The sequence below is a fragment of the Kitasatospora sp. NPDC056181 genome, from assembly GCF_042266225.1.
Taxonomy (GTDB): Bacteria; Actinomycetota; Actinomycetes; order Streptomycetales; family Streptomycetaceae; genus Kitasatospora.
Window position 1 is genome coordinate 59,161 of the sequence record NZ_JBHJUK010000029.1, and the last position, 16,601, is coordinate 75,761.

16 protein-coding genes are annotated in these 16,601 nt (G+C 73.2%); 7 read left to right on the forward strand and 9 right to left on the reverse strand.

Annotated elements, in window-relative coordinates:
- Positions 1-25: 25 nt before the first annotated feature.
- Positions 26-499, forward strand: coding sequence for an NUDIX hydrolase (locus ACFC1F_RS14325; protein ID WP_209410462.1), 474 nt, complete (start codon positions 26-28; stop codon positions 497-499).
- Positions 500-672: 173 nt separating this feature from the next.
- On the opposite strand, the gene ACFC1F_RS14330 is transcribed toward ACFC1F_RS14325, so the two are convergent.
- The 3 genes from ACFC1F_RS14330 to ACFC1F_RS14340 are packed head-to-tail and all read right to left on the reverse strand — an operon-like array spanning position 673 to position 4,129.
- A complete protein-coding gene (locus tag ACFC1F_RS14330; RefSeq protein WP_376158231.1) occupies positions 673-2,901 on the reverse strand; it encodes an FtsX-like permease family protein in 2,229 nt (742 codons plus the stop codon).
- On the reverse strand, positions 2,898-3,608 hold the full coding sequence (locus tag ACFC1F_RS14335; RefSeq protein ID WP_376158234.1) for an ABC transporter ATP-binding protein: 711 nt from the start codon (positions 3,606-3,608) through the stop codon (positions 2,898-2,900). Before ACFC1F_RS14335 ends, ACFC1F_RS14330 begins: the two co-directional genes overlap by 4 nt.
- Positions 3,605-4,129: a PadR family transcriptional regulator gene (locus ACFC1F_RS14340; protein WP_209410459.1), complete on the reverse strand. Its 525-nt coding sequence runs from the start codon at positions 4,127-4,129 to the stop codon at positions 3,605-3,607. Before ACFC1F_RS14340 ends, ACFC1F_RS14335 begins: the two co-directional genes overlap by 4 nt.
- Before the next feature lie 536 nt (positions 4,130-4,665).
- Here ACFC1F_RS14340 and ACFC1F_RS14345 point away from each other — a divergent pair.
- Positions 4,666-5,346: a hypothetical protein gene (locus ACFC1F_RS14345; RefSeq protein WP_376158237.1), complete on the forward strand. Its 681-nt coding sequence runs from the start codon at positions 4,666-4,668 to the stop codon at positions 5,344-5,346.
- 11 nt (positions 5,347-5,357) lie between these two features.
- Positions 5,358-6,062, forward strand: coding sequence for a GNAT family N-acetyltransferase (locus ACFC1F_RS14350; protein ID WP_376158239.1), 705 nt, complete (start codon positions 5,358-5,360; stop codon positions 6,060-6,062).
- Between the two features lie 96 nt (positions 6,063-6,158).
- Here the strand turns inward: ACFC1F_RS14350 and ACFC1F_RS14355 are convergent, their stop codons facing one another.
- Complete coding sequence (locus ACFC1F_RS14355; RefSeq protein WP_376158267.1) at positions 6,159-6,830, reverse strand: YoaK family protein; 672 nt, start codon at positions 6,828-6,830, stop codon at positions 6,159-6,161.
- A gap of 255 nt (positions 6,831-7,085) precedes the next feature.
- A complete protein-coding gene (asnB, locus tag ACFC1F_RS14360; RefSeq protein WP_376158242.1) occupies positions 7,086-8,918 on the reverse strand; it encodes an asparagine synthase (glutamine-hydrolyzing) in 1,833 nt (610 codons plus the stop codon).
- 529 nt (positions 8,919-9,447) lie between these two features.
- Between asnB and ACFC1F_RS14365 the strand changes: the two genes are divergently transcribed.
- Entirely contained in the window at positions 9,448-9,987 is a 540-nt protein-coding gene (locus tag ACFC1F_RS14365) for an ArsR/SmtB family transcription factor (RefSeq protein WP_376158244.1), read from the forward strand.
- A complete protein-coding gene (locus ACFC1F_RS14370; RefSeq protein ID WP_376158247.1) occupies positions 9,984-11,270 on the forward strand; it encodes an MFS transporter in 1,287 nt (428 codons plus the stop codon). Before ACFC1F_RS14365 ends, ACFC1F_RS14370 begins: the two co-directional genes overlap by 4 nt.
- Positions 11,271-11,566: 296 nt before the next feature.
- On the opposite strand, the gene ACFC1F_RS14375 is transcribed toward ACFC1F_RS14370, so the two are convergent.
- Complete coding sequence (locus tag ACFC1F_RS14375; RefSeq protein ID WP_376158250.1) at positions 11,567-12,271, reverse strand: hypothetical protein; 705 nt, start codon at positions 12,269-12,271, stop codon at positions 11,567-11,569.
- 297 nt (positions 12,272-12,568) lie between these two features.
- Positions 12,569-13,390, reverse strand: a complete 822-nt coding sequence (locus ACFC1F_RS14380) for a hypothetical protein (RefSeq protein ID WP_376158253.1) — start codon at positions 13,388-13,390, stop codon at positions 12,569-12,571.
- A 228-nt stretch (positions 13,391-13,618) separates the two neighbouring features.
- Between ACFC1F_RS14380 and ACFC1F_RS14385 the strand changes: the two genes are divergently transcribed.
- A complete protein-coding gene (locus tag ACFC1F_RS14385) occupies positions 13,619-14,563 on the forward strand; it encodes a TIGR01777 family oxidoreductase (protein ID WP_376158255.1) in 945 nt (314 codons plus the stop codon).
- 44 nt (positions 14,564-14,607) lie between these two features.
- On the opposite strand, the gene ACFC1F_RS14390 is transcribed toward ACFC1F_RS14385, so the two are convergent.
- Both ACFC1F_RS14390 and ACFC1F_RS14395 read right to left on the reverse strand, forming a co-directional pair.
- Entirely contained in the window at positions 14,608-15,084 is a 477-nt protein-coding gene (locus ACFC1F_RS14390; RefSeq protein ID WP_376158257.1) for a hypothetical protein, read from the reverse strand.
- A gap of 334 nt (positions 15,085-15,418) precedes the next feature.
- A complete protein-coding gene (locus tag ACFC1F_RS14395) occupies positions 15,419-15,892 on the reverse strand; it encodes a MarR family winged helix-turn-helix transcriptional regulator (RefSeq protein ID WP_209410449.1) in 474 nt (157 codons plus the stop codon).
- 352 nt (positions 15,893-16,244) lie between these two features.
- Here ACFC1F_RS14395 and ACFC1F_RS14400 point away from each other — a divergent pair.
- A partial coding sequence (locus ACFC1F_RS14400) for an MFS transporter (protein ID WP_376158259.1) occupies positions 16,245-16,601 on the forward strand: 357 nt, incomplete at its 3' end.

Here is a 16,601-nt window from a genome sequence, read left to right on the forward strand (position 1 = left end):
GTAACCCGTACAGGGAGGAATCGAGTTGACCACCGCACCGCTGCTCGGCGCCGGCGTCATCGTCCCCACCGGGGACGGCCGGGTGCTGCTCGGCCGCCGGATCACCGCCGGCGAGCCGCCGACCTGGAGCCTGCCGGGCGGCAAGGTGGACGACCCGGGCGAGTCCTTCGAACAGGCCGCCGCCCGGGAGCTGGCCGAGGAGACCGGCATCGTGCTGCCGGCCGAGCGGATGCGCGTCCTGGCCGTGCTGCTCGACCACGAGCTGGGCCGCCCCCGGCTGACCGCGGCCGTGCTCGCCCCGCCGAGCCTGGCCGCGGCCGAGGTCACCGAGCCGCACGCGTGCGCAGGCTGGGAGCGTTTCCCGCTCGACGCACTGCCCGGGCCGATGTTCTACCCGTCCGCGCTCGTGCTCGGCAGTTGGCTTCCGGACGCCCCCTCGGTGCTCCGGCCCGGAACGCACGCCTACCCCGTCACCGGCGGGAGCCGGGTGACGGGGTAGGGCGCGGAGCCGGCCGTCCGTCCGGGGCGGGGCCGCGTTGCGGGTGGGGCCGCAGTTGGGGGCGGGTCAGCCGTTGCGAGCGGGTCAGCCGTCGCGGGCGGGGCCGCCGTCGCGGGCCGGCCGGCCGTCCGGGGCGGGGCCGCCTCCGGAGCAGGTCAGCCGTCGCGGGCGGGTCAGCCGTTGCGGGCCGCCTCCGGGCCGGTGATCCGCTTCAGCAACGGGAGTGTGGAGGCGATGATCCCGAGCGAGGTCGCCAGGCCGAGTGCCACCAGGACGAAGTACACCGCGCCCGGCGACACCAGGTCGTAGTTCATCTGCGACTTGAGGAACATCGCGGAGGCCGCGAAGCCCGTCCCGGTCGCGATCGCCGCCACCACCAGCAGCGGCAGCCCGCTCTCCAGCCCGATCACCCGTTGCAGCAGCCGCAGCGGCGCTCCGGTGAGCCGCAGCATCGCGAACGGCCGCTTGCGGTCGGTCAGGCCCGCCACCACGCTCACCGCGAGGCTGCAGCCGGCGATCGGCAGGGTGGTCAGCAGGACCACGTTGGCCAGCTGCCGCCAGCCTGCGAGCTGCCTCTGCTGGGCAGAACCCCAGTCGCCCACGGTTCGGGACGCGTACGCCGGATTGGCCTTGGTCAGGAGCGTCCGGGTCTGCTCCATGGCGGCGGTGGAGCCGTCGGTGGTCACGTAGATGTTGCGCACCGGCAGCCCGGCCACCTCCTCGGCGGAGACCGGCGCGGCCGGCCACTCGGCCTTGGCGTTGGAACGCAGGTCCAGGAAGGCCCACTGCGGGACGCCGACGACGCTCGCGCCGGCGGGGCAGCGGCCCACCACCGGGACCTGGGCGAGGTCGGAGCAGAGCACCAGGCTCGGCGAGAACCAGGGGCGCTCACCCGGCATCCTGCCGAGCCCCTGCGGGTTGTCGTGGCCCAGGGAGAGGCCGCGGAAGCCGGGCACCGCCCGGAGGTCGGCCAGCAGCTTCGCCGACACGGCGTCCGTCATCGGCGGATCCTCCATCCGGCCGCTCTGCCCGACCGCGACCCGGGTCTGCGGGTCGCCGCTGAGCGTGCCCCGGCTGTCGTTGATGGTCCCGATGATGCAGACGGTCGCGGTGGTGACGAACAGGGCGAGGACCAGGCCCGCGACCGACCGGAAGCCCGCCTTCGGGTCGTCCGCGAGCCGCCGGACGGCGATCAGCGTGGCCGGGCGGCTGGTGCGCAGCGCGACGGCGCGGGCGGCCACCATGGTGATCCAGGGTCCGGCGATCACCAGGCCGAGCATGATCGTCAGAAAGCCGGTCAGATAGGCCGCGGTCTGCCCGTTGGTGGTGTCCGGGCGCCGGTTGACGAAGTAACCGAGCTCGGCCAGGCCGGCCAGCAGCGGGACCGCCCGCCAGTGACCGGGCGGCTTCGGGGTGACCCGGCGGGTGACACCCAGCGGGGAGATGGTGACCCGCCGCAGCGCCAGCCGGGCCGCGACCGCCGCCGCCGCGGGGACGCCCAGCGCCGTGGCCGCCGCCTGGAGCGGAGTGAGCGACAGGTCCTCGGCGAAGAACCGGTTCCCGGTGAACGGGATGGTCGCCACCAGCGGGCGCAGCAGCAGGAAGAGGCCGAAGCCGACGACCGTTCCGGCCACCGCGGCCACGGTGGACTCCACCGCCGAGATCACCGAAACCTGCCGCGGGGTGGCGCCGACCAGCCGCATCGCGGCGTAGCGCTGCTCACGGGTGGCGGCGGAGAGCCGGGTCGCGGTGCCGATGAAGATGACCACCGGGAAGATCAGCGCGCCGGCCACGACGGAGAGGATCAGCGTCATGGCGTCGCCGCGCGTGCCCAGCCCCGGGCAGTCGTTGTCGCAGGAGGGCGGGAGAGCGGTGGCGATGGTGGTGACCTTGCTCGCCCCGGGCATGTGCTCGATCTCCCCCGGGGTCCGGCCCTCGACCAGGAAGAGCGAGTCCGGGGAGGGCAGCGCCTCGGCGCCGAGAACTCCGGCCATCCGGCCGGGGAAACGGTCGCCCAGTTCGACGGCCGGGGTCTTGCGCAGCAGTTCGGCCAACTTGGGCGAGGCGTAGTACTCGCCGGGTGCGGGCAGCTTGGTGAGGCCCGGCGGGACGGGCGCGGTCGGCCCGGTGGCGGCGACGTCGAGCTGGAAGATCTCCTTGCCGTTGAAGAAGTCGCTGTGGTCCCACCACCAGAGCGGGTCCACCGGCGCCGTCTCGGTGCGGCTCGCCGCGCCGGAGTTGGTCCACAGGACCCGTTCGTTGGCCTTGCCGACGGCGTTGATGCTCGCCAGCGTGGAGAGCAGCAGACCGACGCCGATCGCCACGGCGGCGGCGATGATGACCAGCCGGGCAACGGCCTCCCGGCCACCGCTGACGGCCAGTCGGAGCGAGAAGGCGATCACGAGGCGATCCGTTCCGCCGCGCGGCCCGCCGCCGGGCCTGCCGGGAGAGAGGTGGCCCTGCCGTCCCGGACGATCGCCTCGCGGTCGGCGTAGGCGGCGACCCGCGGCTCGTGGGTGACCAGGATGACGGTGGTGCCCTGCTCGCGCGCGGCGCCCACCATCAGCTCCATCACCTGCTCGCCGGTGAGCGAGTCCAGCGCGCCCGTCGGCTCGTCGGCGAACAGCACCTGCGGCCGGGCCACCAGACCGCGGGCCAGCGCGACGCGCTGCGCCTGACCGCCCGACAGCTCGCCGGACCGGCGCCGCTCCATGCCGTCCAGGCCGAGCCGGGCGAACCAGGGCCGGGCCTCGGCCAGGGCGGCGGCCCGTTTGGTGCCGCTCAGCAGCAGCGGCAGGGCGACGTTCTCCTCGGCCGTCAGCTCCGGGACGAGCTGCCCGAACTGGAAGACGAAGCCGAACTTGTCGCGGCGCAGGGCACTGCGCTGGGCCTCGCCCATGGTGTCGATCCGCTGGCCGTTGAAGCGGACCTCGCCCGAGTCGGGGGTGAGGATGCCGGCCAGGCAGTGCAGCAGGGTGGACTTGCCGGAGCCGCTGGGGCCCATGATGGCGAGCACCTCGCCGGCGTTCACGGACAGGCTCGCGCCGCGCAGCGCGGGGGTCTCGCCGAAGGCGAGGGTGATGTCCTGGGCCTCGATCAGCAGGGTCATGACCGCACCGCCTCGGCGAGCGCGTCCAGGCGGGCGGTGGTCAGGTCGATCCAGCGCAAGTCGGCCTCCAGGTGGAAGAGCCCGTGGTCGGCGAGCAGGGCGTCGACCAGCGCGCCGTTGCGGCGCAGGTCGGTCAGCTCGCGCATCCGGTGCATGTGGGCGGCGCGCTGGGTGTCGAGGTAGACCTCGGCGTCGCGGCCGAGCATCAGGGCCAGCACGACCTTGGTGAAGAGAACCGTCTGCAGGTTGGGTTCGGGCGAGACGGGCTCGGTGAGCCAGTGCTCGAACTCCGTCACGCCGGCCTCGGTGATCACGTAGCGCTTGCGCTCGGGCCCGTCGCCGGGCTCGGCCTCGCCGGCCACGACCTTGCCGTCCCGCGCCAGCCGGCCGAGCGTGGCGTAGACCTGGCCGTACGGCAGGGGCTTGCCCCGCCCGAAGAAGGCGTCGTAGTCGCGCTTGAGGTCGTAGCCATGGCTCGGCTCTCGCTCCAGCAGCCCGAGAAGGGTCAAAGGAACACTCATGAGATGACCATACATCAGGCGTATACTCCGAGTGTATAGCTGGCGAGAATACGTCTCTGACCTGCGGATCTGGTGAGCGACGCAGTCGCAACTGCGCCCGGGCGGGGCGGGAGCGGCGCCGGGGCGGCGTGCGGAACGCCTGCGGGTGAGTACCGGGAACGGCGTACGGAGAGGCACCCGGAAGGGGCGTTCGGAGGAGACGTCCGGGCAGGCGTGAGCGGGAGGCGGCCCCACACCGCCCCCCGCTCCACACCACGGCCCGGCAAGCCCCCACAGCAGGCCGAACCCGCCACGTCCCGGCCCATGCGGGGACGTGGCTCCTCCAGCCTGCCTCGCCCGGGCCTCCCCCGCCGAGGGTCGAACGTCCCGGTTCGCCCGAAACTCCCCGGTGGTGCGGGCGCGCACGGCTCTTGTGCACGGACGGGGGGACGGAGTGAGATGGGAACCCGGCAGTACGGGCACCGCGGCGGGGACCCCGGCCGGGCGCCACCGCACCGTCGCCCCGCGAACCCGGCGAACCCCGAGGAGCCCGCATCGTGTCCAGCACACCCCGCCGGCCCCGGCCCGCGTCGCTGCCGCGGCGGGCCGGCCGAAAGCTGCGGCGGGTCTTCGGCGCGCACGACGGCGCGTCGGCACGGACACTCGTCCGCCCGCTGGACCGGTCCCGCAGCCGCGCCCGGACCGCCACGGTGCTGGGCGTTCTCCTCACCCTCGCGGCCGCCGTCACCGCTGCACTGCTCGGCTACCGTGCCACCGCGCGCGACGCCGCCGCCGACCGCGCCCGCCTCCACCCGGTCGTCGCCGTCGTACGGAGCGTCGACCACCCCACCGCCACCACCAGCGGCCGGCGCACCGGCGGTTACCGGAACCAGCTGCCCGCCGAAGCCGCCTGGACCGCCCCCGACGGACAGCCGCGCACCGGCACGATCGAGGTCCGCCACACCGCCGTCGCCGGCTCCGCCGTCACCCTCTGGGTCGACCGGGCCGGCACCCCCGCCATTCCCCCCACGACCAGGAGCAGCCTCGTCATCAACGCGGTCTGCGCCGGCCTCGCCGGGTTCCTGACCGTCACGACCGTGCTGGTCGGTGCCCTCGCGCTGCGCCTTCGCGTCCTCAACCGGCGGGCCGACCTGGCCTGGGAGGAGTCCTGGGCCCGGCACGAGCCCCGGTGGAGCGGCCGCACCACCAGCAGCCCCGGCGGGCCCCAGGACGACTGACGGAGACCACTGTGCACATCGCCTTCACCACCGACCGGCTCACCGCCCGGCTCTGGGAGCCGCACGACGAGCAGCGCGTCTACGACATCTACTCCCGCTGGGAGGTGGCGCGCTGGCTCGGCGCCGAGCCGAGGGCGCTGGCCTCGCCCGACGAGGCCCCGGCCCTGATCGAGCGGTTCCGGCAGCGATCCGCCGATCCCCGGTACGGCATCTGGGCGCTCGAACGGCGGGACACCGGAGTCGTCGTCGGTTCCGTCCTGCTGGTACCGCTGCCCGACGGCGACGGGGAGGTCGAGGTCGGCTGGCACCTCCACCCCGACTCCTGGGGCCAGGGCTTCGCCACCGAGGCGGCCCGCGCCGCCCTCGCCAAGGGGTTCGCCGACGGCCTCACCCGCGTCCACGCCGTCGTCCGCCCCGGCAACGCCCCCTCGGCGGCAGTCTGCCGGCGCCTCGGGATGGCACCGGTCGGGCGGACGACCCGGTGGTACGGGGTGGAGGCGGACGCCTTCCTCACCGTCCCGGAGGCCGCCGGGGCGGCGGAGACGCGCCGTCTCACGCTCCAGCTGCCCGCCGAACTCGTCGACTGGGTACGCGCGTTCGCGGAGATCTCGCACCGGACGGTCGAGGACGTGGTCGGCCCGCTGATCGCGGCCGAGCGGGCACGGGTCGACGCCGGCTGGACGACTCCGCCGAAGCGGGCCACCGACGCGCCCTGAAGCCCGCGGCGGCCGCGCGTGTATCGCTCCTCCCCCGTTCCCGGTGCCTGGTCCCCGGCCCCCGGTCCCGTCCCCCGAGCGCACGGTGACCTTCGGTCAGGACCCGCCCTCCGGAGCCGTCCAGGCGGGGGCGGGCCCTCCCGGGCCGTCCTGGCCGGAGTGGGGGCGGGACGCGCGGTCGGTGAGGATCGCGACGGCAGCGAGGAGGGCGAGGGCGAGGCCCAGCGCGGCCGGGACGTCGGCGTGGAGGACGAGCACGGCCCCCAGGAGGGCTCCGCCGAACATCCAGACGGCGGAGGCCAGTCGACGGGTGCCGGAGCGATCGGCGGCGAGGGCGGTGATGGTCATGGTGAGGACGGTGGTGGTGAGGTCCGGCACCCTGAGGTGGCGGACGACGGCATTCTGCAGGCCCATCGCGAAGCCGAGCAGGCCGATCAACGGGTAGCGGACCGGGTCGGCGGTGTAGCCGGCCAGCGCGGCGAGGGCGGTGCCGCCGGCCAGCAGCGCGGCCTGCACGACCGTGGAGACGACCAGCAGCCGCCCCCGGTGGCCCGGCAGGACTTCGCAGAGCCGGCCGCCGGCGAGCGCGCCGAGGAGGAAGGCCGCCAGCGCGGCGAGCGAGGCCGTCGCGGAGAGGCCGGGCGCGCCCGCTAGCGCGAAGCCGAGGAAGACGACGTTCCCGGTCATGTTGGCGACGAAGACGTGGCCGAGCGCGAGGTAGCTGACCGCGTCGACCAGCCCGGTGACCACGGTGAGCACCAGCAGCATCGCGACCAGCGGGCCGTGGCGGGGGTCGGTCTTCAAGCCTGTCTCCTCCGGTCGTGCGGCGTCCGGTCCGGTGGCGATCGGTGGGGTCCGGTGGGATCCCATGGGATCCGGCGGGGTCCGGCGGGGTCCGGTGGGGTCCGGTGATCGTTCCGTCCGTTCTACGCCCGCCCGGGCGCCCGGTCACGCCACAACACGGCACGGCACGGCACGGCACGGCACGACGCGCCTTCCCCGCGGCGGGCCGCAGGCGAACCGTCAGATCGCGAGAGCCGGGCGGTGGTGGTCGAGCCAGAGCGCGAGGTCGACGACCCGCTCCAGACGGAGCCGGTGGCCCCACTCCAGCTCGCCGGCCGGGGTGCCGAGCCCCGCCTTGAGGACCGTCTCGTCGGCGATGTCACGGACGTGCGGCACGTCGAGCGCCTCACGGGCGAGCCGCTGGAGGCCGCTGTTGTAGTCGGCGTGATGGGTGGTCGGGTAGTGGTTCTTCGGCCGCCAGAGCACCGAGTCGGGCGCGATGCCCTGGCCGGTGGAGCGGAGCAGGCTCTTCTCCCGCCCGTCGTGGCTCTTCATCGCCCAGGGGATGTTGAAGGCGTACTCGACCAGCCGGTGGTCGCAGTAGGGGACGCGGACCTCCAGGCCCTGGGCCATCGAGAGGCGGTCCTTGCGGTGCAGCAGCTGGCGCAGCCAGCGGGTGAGCGAGAGGTGCTGCATCTCCCGCTGCCGGTGCTCGGCGGGGCTCTCGTCGTCCAGGTGCGGGACGGCGGCGAGCGCGCCGCGGTAGGTGTTGTCGCGGAACTCGCCGATGCGCAGGTGGGCGGCGAGGTCCGGGTTGATCGGCATGGCCGCCTCGTCGCCGGTGACGAGCAGCCAGGGGAACGTCCGTGCGGCGAGCGCCGCGGGCTTGTGGAACCACGGGTAGCCGCCGAACACCTCGTCCGCGGCCTCGCCGGAGAGGGCGACCGTGGAGTGCCGGCGGATCTCGCCGAACAGCAGGTAGAGCGAGGTGTCCATGTCTCCGACGCCGATCGGCGAGTCACGGGAGACGACGACGGCCCGGCGGTGGTCCAGGTCGAGCAGGGCTTTCGGGTCGAGGACGACGGTGGAGTGGTCGCTGCCGATGAAGGCGCCGGCCTCCGCTGCGTACGGGGTGTCGTGGCCGGTGCGCAGCACGTCGCCGGTGAACTGCTCGGCCTGGTCGCTGTAGTCGACGGCGTACGAGCGCAGCCTGGCCTGCGGGCCCTCGGTCAGCCGGAGTTCGTCGGCGACCAGTGCGGTGACGACGGTGGAGTCCAGGCCGCCGGAGAGCAGGCTGCAGAGCGGGACGTCGGCCTCCAGCTGGGCGCGGGCGGCGCGGTTGACCAGCGAGCGGACCCGCTCGGTGGTGGTGGCGAGGTCGTCGGTGTGCGGGCGGGCCTCCAGCTCCCAGTAGCGGCGCTCGCGGACGCCGTCCCGGTCGAGGACGAGCAGACCCCCGGGGTGGACCTCTCGGACGCCGGCCCAGACGGTGGGGCCGGTGTTGAAGAGCAGGCTGTAGGCCTCGCGCAGGCCGTCGGCGTCGACGGTCGGGGTGATCTCCGGGTGCGCGAAGAGCGCCTTGGGCTCGGAGCCGAAGGCGAGGCCGCCGTCGACGGGGGCCCAGAACAGCGGCTTGACGCCGAGCCGGTCGCGGACCAGTAGCAGCCGCTCCGCCCGCTCGTCCCAGATGGCGAAGGCGTACATGCCCTCCAGCCGGTCGACGAGCGCGTCACCCCACTGCAGGTAGGCGCGGAGCACCACCTCGGTGTCGCTGCGGGTCTCGAACCGGTGTCCCCTGGACTGGAGTTCGGCGCGCAGCCGGTGGTGGTTGTAGACCTCGCCGCTGTAGGTCAGCACGACGCCTGGACGGTCGCGGCGGTCGGCCATCGGCTGCGCGCCGCCCTCGATGTCGATCACGGCGAGGCGGCGGTGGCCGAGCGCGGCGTGGGCGCCGAGCCAGACTCCGCCCGCGTCGGGCCCGCGCAGGGCCATGGTGGCGGTCATCGCCTCGATGACGGGGGCGCTGTGGCGGACGTCCTGGTGGAAGGACGCCCAGCCGGTGATTCCGCACATGCGCGTGCACTCCTTGGGGCGGGCAGACTCGGACCGGGTGGGCGGGCAGGGCGGTCCGCCCCGGACTCCCGGCCCGGCACGGCCGCCCGTCGGCGCCCGGTCCACCAGTCGTGCGGCGCGGGCCCGGGGTTCCCTCGATCCGGACACGTTTCCGGCCACCCGACGCGGGGCCGGACGTGAACCCGGGTGTGAGTAGTCGAGGTTCAGACCGTGCCGCCGAGATTGATCTCGGTCGGGTTGGCCCACTTCGCGGGCACGTCGAGCCGGGCGGGGTACGGCGCCGGCGCGCAGTTTCGCGCAGGTCCGGGATGCGGTTGCGCAGGGCGCCCGGGGAGACACCGCAGCTCGGCGATCAAGGCGATCGGGCGACCCTCCGGGAGGGATCTCCAGAGAGCGAAGGCTTCTTGACGACCCAAGGGCTTGGCCGGTGCGCCCGGGGAGTGCAGACCTCACGTGCCGGACAGCCGATTCCGGAAGCCCGAGAAGAACCCCCTTGACCAATGGTCAAGAAACGTTGACCATTGGGGGCATGCCTACCGACGATCTTCCCGAGGCGTTCCACGTCTCCACTGACGAGCAGCTACGCGCCGTCTCCAACCTCACGCGCCACCGGATCATGGCCGTGCTCCGCTTCGAGCCCGCGACGATCACGCAGATCGCCGAACGTGTGGGCCTTGCGAAGGGGAGTTCCAGCTACCACGTACGACTGCTCGAACGGGCCGGCCTGGTGAAGGTGGTGCGGACGCGCAAGGTCCGGGGGGTCACCGAGCGGTACTACGCCATGGCCGCGCGGTCGATCGTGCTGCCGGAACGTGGCGAGGGAGGCCCGGATGTGCTGATGCGGCATGCGGTGGCGGACCTGGAGGCAGCGCCGGTGGATGGCGAGCGGCACGTGCGAATGGCGCATCTGCGGCTCACCGAAGAACAGTTCGCGGAGCTGGGGGCGCGGCTGCAGGCACTGGCGGACGAGTACCGGGAGCTGTCCGATCCGTCGCTGCCGGACGCGTCGCTCGTCTTCGCACTGTTCCACCCGGCGCAGCGCGAGCAGGCCGAAGGGGGCGCCAAGTGAGGTCGGAAGTTCAGAAGTTGCCGACCGGGTTCGGTCGGCTGTGGACCGCGCAGACGGTGTCCTCGCTCGGTGACGGGGCGATGCACGCCGCGCTGCCACTGCTCGCGTTGACGTTGACGCGGGATCCGATGGTGCTCGCCGTCGTCACGACCGCCGGAACGCTTCCGTGGCTGCTCTTCGGGGTGCTCGGCGGCGCACTGGTGGACCGCTGGGACCGTCGGCGCACGATGTGGGTCACGGACGCGGCGCGTGCGGTGCTGCTCGCGATACCGGCGGCAGCGGCCGCGCTCGACGTACTGAGCATTCCACTGCTCGCGGCCGTCGCCTTCCTGCTCGGCCTCGGCGGACTCTTCTTCGACACGGCCGCGACGGCCTATCTGCCGGATCTGCTCGGCCGCGACCCCGCGCTCCTGGAGCGCGCCAACTCCCGCCTGCGCGGCGCCCAGACCGCCGCGTCGGGCTTCGCGGGGCCGCCTGCGGGCAGTGCCCTGCTCGCGCTCGGGCGGGCGGTTCCGCTGCTCGCCGACGCGGTGTCGTTCGCGCTCTCCGCACTGCTCGTACGGTCGCTGCCTGCCACGCCCCGGCCCGCACCGCAGGCCCGTGAGTCGTTGCTGCGGCAGGCGCGGGCCGGCGCCGCGTACGTCTTCCGGGACCAGTTGCTGCTCGGGCTCGCGCTGCGCCCGGCGGTCGGGAACATCGCCTTCCTCGCCGTGGAGACCGTACTCGCCCTCTTCGCGCACGACCGTCTCGGCATCGGCACCTTCGGCTTCGGCCTGCTCCTCACGGCGGAGGCCACCGGCGGTCTGCTCGGCGCGGGCATCGCCTCCTTCCTCGGCCGACGACTCGGCACCGGCGCCGCGCTCACCTGCACGGCCGCAGCCGAGGGCCTCGCCATCCTGGGCCTCGCCGCCGCCCCGAACCCGTACGTCGCCGGCCTCGCGCTCGCCGTCTGCGGAGCGGGCATGGGCGCCACGATGGTGCTCGGCCCCTCCCTCCGACAGACGATCGTCCCTGCCCACCTGATGGGCCGGGTCGCCTCCACCTCCCGCATGCTCTCCATGTGCGGCGCCCCGTTCGGCGCCTTCCTCGGCGGCTGGCTGGCCACCGTCTGCGACGTGCGCGCCCCGCTCTACACCGCCGCCGGCCTCCTCCTCACCATGACCGCCGTCACGTCGACCATGACCACCAACCGCCGGGTCGAGGCGGCGCTGCGTGCCGCAGCCCCGGCCGGTGATCCGGACCGGTCGGAATCCCGGGATCTCGTTCATGAGGGCGCCGTTTAGGGCTCCGCGAGGTCATTGAGCCGGCGCCAAGGCCGGCTCGGCGTTCCTCGTCCCGGCCCCGCAGCGTCGGGCGCCCGGCCTCCACGGGATGCGACGAGAGGCCCAACGGGCGGGTGCGCAGGCGTCAATCCTCGTCGTCCTCGACAGCCTCCGGGCCCCGGAAGGGGCGCGGGCCCTGACCAGGTCGGAGACGTGGCCGACGTCGTCGAGGAACCCGGTCGGGGTGTGGACCTCGAACAGCAGGTCCGGCAGGTCGGTCCCCGGGAGCACGGCCTCGGTGGTGTTCCCCGGCCGGGTCAGGCTTCGGCCGCAATCCAGTTCTGCCAGACGTGAATCGTGTTGGGCACCTCAGGACGATCGAGGAGCCGGAGAACATAGCCCGCATGCCGCCGTGCCCATGGGTTGTCAGACCGGGCGGACGTTTCCAGCCTGCCGCGCAGATCCTCGCTGTCGACGGCCCGAGCAACGCGCAGGTATTCGCGGTCCTTGCAGCGGTAGACCCTCTGAACGACGATCTCGACCAGGTCGGTGAGCTTCGCCCTGACCGTCTCGCCGTGGTCGGCGACCGCCACGTCCCGTATGAGGCTCTGCTTCGTGCCCCACTTCTTGGCATGCCGGGTCCACTCCTGCGGATACCTCGCCTCCCATTCCAGGAAGAGGAGCGCATAGGGCAGACCCTGCCAGGTCCTGACGTCCCCCGGCGGACGGTTCCACAACGCGTCGGGCAGCGAACCCCTCCCGGCTTCGACGTACATCTCATGGGCCTGCAGGAAGGCCGGATCCTGCCACTGCTCCCGTCCGCCGAGCGGCAGCGTCAAGCGCCACAACTCATTGAACCGACCAAGAGCGTCCCGCACGTTCCCCTGGGCATCGGCAAGACGGACCAGCGCCGCAGCCCGTTCGGCGGGATCGTCGGACACCAGCCCGAACGCCCAGCCCAACCGCGCGTCCCATGCACGGGCTTCATCAACGCCCGCACCCGTACCCGCTTCCCTCGTCACGCAGGAGATCATCCCCCAGCCACTACACCGAGGTGCATCGCCCCTCGCCCTCATCCGGCGCGGATCATTCGGCCCGCTCCCCGGCCGGGCTTCCGGAGCTGGGGGCCGCGCGGAACGCGGCACGCGGAGAACGGCGGGCGGAGAACGGAACGGCGGGCGGCGGACGCATCCCGCGCCCGCCACCCGCCGTTGCCCGTCCGCTGCCGTGACCCGGCCACTGCCGACCGGCAGCCGTCACCCGGCCACTGCCAGCCGGCAGCCGTCAGTCAGCCGCCGTCAGTCAGCCGTTGCCCGGACTCAGCAGTCCTTGAGGGTGTCGCAGAGCGCCGCGTCCATCGCCTTCGTCACGTCGGCGTCGGCCGGGCCGGCCCACGGAACCTTGGGCTGGGCGCCGGTCTTGGCGGCCGTCCAGAGCGAGAGCTCGTTCACCGTGCCGTCCGGGGCGGTCAGGTACTCGTGCAGGGTGACGGTGGTGCCGCCGGCCTGCGGGACGGTCACCGTGGCGGCGAAGTACATCGCGTCCGCGGGGCTGGTCACCTTGACGGTGGCGCCGGGGACGGTCTTGGCGCAGTTCTTGACCTCGTCCTCAAGGTCGCCGAGGACCAGGTGGGCGCTCTGCGCGATGCCGCTGCTCGGGCGCGGGTCGCCCTGGTAGAGCAGGGTCTGCTGGGCCTGCCACTGGTCGGCCCCGCCGGCGCCGATCACGGACTGCGCGGCGGCCCGGCCGGCGCCGAGGCTCTCGTTGTCCTGGGAGAGCTTGGAGTGGCACAGCTCCTGGAGCTTGAAGGTCGGCTTGCCGCTCACACCCTTGGCGCCGGCCGCCGGGGCCGGCCACTTATAGGTGGCGTCGAGCGGGATGGCGCGCGGGTTGATCCACGCGCCGGCCGGGATGTCCTTGGAGACGGCGGGGCCGGCCGAGGACGGCTTGGCGGCGGCGGTCGACGGCTGTGCCGCCGCGCCCGACGCGGCGGCGGTTCCGGCCGCGGTGGCGGCGGTGCTCGGGGCGGCGTTCTGCTCCCCGCTGTTGTCCGGCCCGCAGGCGTTCAGCATGCCGATGCCGAGGAGTGCCGCGGCGGCGATCGCCGTCCTGGTGGCCACGCTGGATCCGTTGGTACGCAACTGACTTTTCCTTCCCCCGATGTGATGGTGCGGTCGACGCGGCCGGGCGCGCCGGTCACATGACCGGTGGTCAGCTCCCCCGCGGCCACCCACGCCGACGGCGTCGAAACCTAGTGCGAACCCGCCGCAGCATGCAAAACGACCCACCGTCCCACAGACGGGCCGACAGGCTTTTGAACGCGTTCATTTTCGTATTAAGCTAAGGACAACACCACGGAGGGGGACTCCATGAAAATCGTCATACCCGGGGGAACTGGCCAGATCGGCCGCATCCTGGACCGCGCACTGACCGCCGAGGGCCACGACGTCCTGATCCTCACCCGGCGACCGCGGCACGACCGCGAGCTCTACTGGGACGGCCGCACCCTCGGCCGCTGGGCCGAGGCCGTCGACGGCAGCGACGCCGTGATCAACCTCGCCGGGCGCAGCGTCAACTGCCGCTACACCGCCGCCAACCAGCACGAGATGCTGGCCTCCCGGGTGGAATCCACCCGGGTCGTCGGCGAGGCCGTCGCGGCCGCCGCGCGCCCGCCGCGGGTCTGGCTCCAGATGAGCACCGCCACCATCTACGCGCACCACTACGGCACCCCGCACGACGAGGCGACCGGTGTCCTCGGCGGAGGCGAGCCCGACGTCCCCCGGTACTGGGACCGCAGCACCGACATCGCCAAGGCCTGGGAGCGCACCCAGCAGGACGCCCCCACCCCGGACACCCGGCGGGTCGCACTGCGCACCGCCATGGTGATGAGCCCCGACCGCGGCGGCGCCTTCGACCTGATGCTGCGGCTGGCGCGGTGCGGGCTCGGCGGTCCGATCGACGGCGGCACCCAGTACATGTCCTGGATCCACGACCGGGACCTCGTGCGCGCCGTCCGCTTCCTGCTCGACCGTGACGATCTGGCCGGCCCGGTCAACCTCGCCGCCCCGCACCCGGTGCCGCAGCGCGCGTTCATGCAGGCGCTCCGGCGGGCCTGGGGCATCCCGGTCGGTCTGCCCGCCACCCGCCGGATGGCCGAGCTCGGCGCGTTCGCCCTCCGCTCGGACACCGAACTGCTGCTCAAGAGCCGCTCGGTGACGCCCGGCCGGCTCCGGGACGCGGGGTTCGGCTTCGAGCACCCGCAGTGGCCGGCGGCGGCCGTCGACCTCGCCCGGCGGCTTCGGCGGCGGGCCTGACCCCGTCGGGGGTCCCGGTTCCGTGACGCGGATCGCTCAGGCGATCACTTCCGTCGGGTGCACCTCACAGTGAGACCGGCGCCTTCCACCTCTTCGAACCCGGCGTAGGTCGGGAAGTGCAACGTCAACTCGCCGTTTCTGTACGTCACCTCGGTCGCCGCTCCCAGGTCCTCGCTCCAGCCGTTGTCCATCGGAAACCGGCCCGAGAACCCTTCCCCGACCCCGTCGGGGGCACCCGGAACGACGCAGGGCGCAGTCTTCGGCGGACCGCTCCAGTCCAGGTGGGCAGCGAGGCGACCACCGCCGAACTCCCACCGTCCTTCGATGGTGACAGTGGACAACTTCCCGCCGGCCTTTCCGACTTCGGCGGACCACCTACCGTCAGGGGCGACGGTGACGACGCCCTGGTGAGCGGCGGTCGACTCGTACCGCCAGTCCCCGACCACGAACGCCTTGAAGGCCTGCCCGAAGACGCCCCCGCCGGAGCCCTTGCCGCCGCAGGCGGACACAACACTCGCCATCGCGCCGATCGCGAGGTAACGAAGTGCAGTGCGACGACCTACCATCCCCAGGACATGACGACTCATCAGCTGGACCCCCTCCGCTCCGGCGCAGTGTAGGCCGACCGCACGTCCACCGGAACAGGGATCCCGCCGTTCCGGATCCAGCGGCCGCCGAGTCCGGCCGACACCGCGGGCAGGACGACCGAGCGGAGCCGTCACGCAGGGAGATCCCGGGGCGGGCGCTCCGCCGCGGTCCGCCACCGGCCGGGCGGGGGCCTGGCCGCCGGGAGTGCTCGGGGCTGCCGCCCTGCCGGGCCGCTGGGCCGCTGGGCCGCTCAGGGCCTCGGACCGCTCAGGGTCGCCGGAGCACCGTCGGAGGGTTCATCGCCTCGACCGCCGTGACGAGGGGGGCCAGTTCGGGGTTGCGCGCGGCCTCGTCGAGCGCCTCACGGAGGGCGGCGTCGTTGGTCGGCCGGGCTTCGCCGAGGAGCTTCAGCCCGTCCTCGGTGACGTTGGTGTAGATGCCGCGACGGTCGGTGGGGCACAGGTAGCGGGAGAGCAGACCGCGGTCCTCCAGGCGGGTGACCAGGCGGGTGGTGGCGCTCTGGCTGAGGACAACCGCGTCGGCGACCTGCTTCATCTGCAGGTGGCCGCCCTCGCCGTCGTGCTGGCGGCCGAGTACGTCGAGCAGCGAGTACTCGCGCACGCTCAGGTCGTGCTCGGACTGCAGGGCGCGTTCGACGTGCGCCTCGATCCGGCCGTACAGGACGTAGAGGGCAGCCCAGCCGTTGGCGAGGGCGGTGAGCGCGGGGTCGGTGGCGGTCATGGGCTCCAGGTCTCCTTCCGGGCGGGACAGGATCCAGGATAAGCCACGCGCTGAAATATCGGCGCGAGCATATATAAGGCCTGCGCAAGTTCTTTCCGGCGGGATCGGACGCAGGCGGGTGACGTCGCGAACCCCAGGGGCACCGGGGGGCACCGGGGGTGCCAGGGATGCCGGGACATCGAGACGCCGGGACGTCGCGACACCGGGACGTCGAGACGCCAGGACGTCGAGGCACCAGGGCGTCGAGATACCGCCACGCGCGGGACGATTGCCCGCATTTGCAGTTATGCCGCGCATGCAACTATTGTCGGAGCACGTAAGGCGCACTAGCAATCGTATGGAGGGTAGGCTCATGCCACTCGCGCTCCTCGCCCTGGCCATCGGGGCCTTCGGGATCGGTACCACCGAGTTCGTGGTCATGGGCCTGCTGCCCGAGATCGCCGGCGACTACGGCGTGTCCATCCCCACCGCCGGGCTGCTCGTCACCGGCTACGCGGTCGGCGTCGTCATCGGCGCGCCACTGATGACGGTGCTCGGCACCAGGATCAGCCGCAAGACGATGCTGATGCTGCTGATGGGCCTGTTCACCGTCGGCAACCTGCTCTCCGCCCTCGCGCCGAGCTTCGGCGCGATGCTCGCGGGGCGCATCGTGGCCTCGCTCGCCCACTGCGCGTTCTTCGGCATCGGCTCGGTGGTCGCCGCCGAGCTG